This window comes from Ferroglobus sp. (assembly GCF_015521575.1).
Classification (GTDB): Archaea; Halobacteriota; Archaeoglobi; order Archaeoglobales; family Archaeoglobaceae; genus Ferroglobus.
Genome location: NZ_WANY01000021.1, coordinates 1 through 2,224 on the forward strand (window position 1 = coordinate 1; position 2,224 = coordinate 2,224).

4 protein-coding genes are annotated in these 2,224 nt (G+C 40.4%); 2 read left to right on the top strand and 2 right to left on the bottom strand.

All coding sequences use genetic code 11. The features are described from left to right. A partial coding sequence (locus tag F7C14_RS00830) for an RlmE family RNA methyltransferase (RefSeq protein WP_290898710.1) occupies nt 1-260 on the top strand: 260 nt, incomplete at its 5' end. Here the strand turns inward: F7C14_RS00830 and F7C14_RS00835 are convergent. Then, entirely contained in the window at nt 257-667 is a 411-nt protein-coding gene (locus F7C14_RS00835) for a pyridoxamine 5'-phosphate oxidase family protein (protein WP_290898713.1), read from the bottom strand. The two genes, F7C14_RS00830 and F7C14_RS00835, sit on opposite strands and share 4 nt — an antisense overlap. Beyond that, complete coding sequence (locus F7C14_RS00840; RefSeq protein WP_290898718.1) at nt 651-1,007, bottom strand: response regulator; 357 nt, start codon at nt 1,005-1,007, stop codon at nt 651-653. The genes F7C14_RS00835 and F7C14_RS00840 overlap by 17 nt, the downstream gene beginning before the upstream one ends. Before the next feature lie 56 nt (nt 1,008-1,063). Between F7C14_RS00840 and F7C14_RS00845 the strand changes: the two genes are divergently transcribed. After that, nucleotides 1,064-2,224 (top strand): PAS domain-containing protein (locus F7C14_RS00845; protein ID WP_290898723.1); only part of this gene is annotated, 1,161 nt, incomplete at its 3' end.

The window sequence follows — 2,224 nt, forward strand, 5'->3', positions numbered from 1 at the left end:
GTAACTGGGATCTCGATCACTTCCTTTCCATGGAGCTCGCAAAAGCAGCTTTTAACATTGCAAAAGAGTTCTTAAAGCCCGGAGGAAACTTCGTCGTTAAAATGTTCCAAGGAGCCGAACTTGAGGACGTTGTTAGAGAATTCAAAAAGCACTTCAGATTCAAAAAACTTCACTCTCCTCCAGCCTCAAGGAAGAGAAGTGCCGAGATATACTTCATAGGAAAGGGATTCGGAGGAAAGTTCAGACCTAAAAGAGATTAAATTATTCTCTTCTTACCTTCTCCGGGTTTTAGCGAGTACACTTTTTCTGGATAAACCACTATCGCAGCTTTTGGGCTTCTTCTCCCACCGCTTTCCCTTTCAACGAACTCCTTTATCTCCTCGAAAAATTCTCCTTCTTCGTGTATTTCGGCTCTTCCCTTGACGAGATATCCGTCGAAACCTTCTTCAAGTCTCTTAGCAACTCCAACTGCAACCTTCGGATTCTTTTTTATGTTCTCTACAGTCTTCTTCACGAAGTTGTAAGCGATTACGAGCTTGTCCTCCTTGCTTAAAACGAAACACACCGGAGCTAAGTGAACGTCTTCAGCGTATGTAGCTATCCAGACGAGGAAATCCTTCTTGCAGTTGTTTTCGAAAAACTTTAAGATCTCACCCAGCCTTGGCATACTTCTCAATAGCTTCTAAGATTTTTTTCCTATTTAACGGTTTTTCGATAACTTCCTTAGCTCCAGCTTTTAGCATAGCCTCTTTTTTTGTTGCGGCAAATGCCGTAATACCTATTATCGTTGCATCTTTATCCTCCTTGAGGATCTCCTCTGTAGCCTTTATTCCGTCCTTATCTGGGAGGACTATATCCATTAAAACAACATCTGGCTTGTGATACTTGTAGAGTTTAACTGCCTCCTCACCATTGTCAGCTTCAATAACAAAATGGTTCTTCAAAATCGTTTTTAGGATTTCCCTCACTATGGGATCGTCCTCCACTATGAGCACTTTTAAACCCATACATCTTCTAATAGTGATAAGGATTATAAATATGTTTCGCAATATAAGATATTGAAATGGTGGAGTTTATTGTCGATCTGGAAGGCAATGTTGTTTGGAAAGATAAAAAATTTACGGAGATTTTCGGTGATAAAAAGAAATGTTACGAGTTAATCCACGGATCGGACGAAAGACCTTCTTTTTGTCCGGCTTTAAAGAATGCGGAAAAAGCATCTTTCTGCGAATACGTTGGGGAAGAGAGGATTTTTGAAGTCACAAGAATCGAGCTTGATGGTAGAGTCTACTACTATCACAAGATGAAGAGTTTGAAAGAGGCAATTTCTGATTTCGTTGAGTGCGAGTTCATCTCAAACAAAGCCGGAGTCGGTTACGCTTTAATAGTCGATAATGAAATAATTAGATCTCACAATTGTGAAGCCAAAAGTTATGAGGAGATTAAAGGCAAGTACAAGCTTCTGGCTGAGATGCGTTGTTACTACGGAGATAAAATTGGTAAAGTCTTAGTTTTCTCCAAGGAGGATACGTTAACGTCGAAGATCGATGAGGTCTTTGAAATCCTGAGAGTCATCGAAAACTCCGAAGTAATAGGCATGTTAATTTACCAAGACGATTACTTCGTTTACGTAAACAAAGGAGCAGAGAAAATATCCGGTTTCAGCAAAGAAGAACTGATGTCTAAACCATTCTGGGAATTTGCTCATGAGTCTGTGAGAGATGTTGTAAAAGAAAGAGGAAGGAAGAGGCAACGAGGAGAGAACGTGGAGCCAAGGTTATACGTTGTTCCCATTTACACAAAAGCTGGTGATGTAAAGTTTGGATTATTCTGGTTCGACAGCATAATTTACAACGGAAAACCGGCAGGAATAACGTTGTTCTTTGACATAACGGAGAGAGTCGAGAGTGAAGAACTTTTCAAGAGTCTCTTCTTCTCTTCACCGATTGGACAGTACATTCTTGTCGATGGAAAGTTCGAACTCGTCAATTCCACCTTCGAGAAACTTACCGGATACACAACGGAGGAGCTCAGAAACAAATACTGGTTTGAACTCGTTCACGAAGAGGATAGAGAAAAAGTCAGAAAATGCGCGATAGAAATGCTGAAAGGCTTGAGAAAAGAACCCTACGAATATCGAGCAATACGTAAGGACGGTAAAATTAAGTGGATTCTTGAAAGCGTCGTATCGATAAGATATAAGGGAAAGAGAGCCGTATTAGGA

Excerpts from the sequence above, each read along its gene's own strand:
- F7C14_RS00840 (WP_290898718.1), bottom strand. The coding sequence starts at position 1,007 with ATGGGTTTAAAAGTGCTCATAGTGGAGGACGATCCCATAGTGAGGGAA.
- F7C14_RS00835 (WP_290898713.1), bottom strand. The coding sequence starts at position 667 with ATGCCAAGGCTGGGTGAGATCTTAAAGTTTTTCGAAAACAACTGCAAG.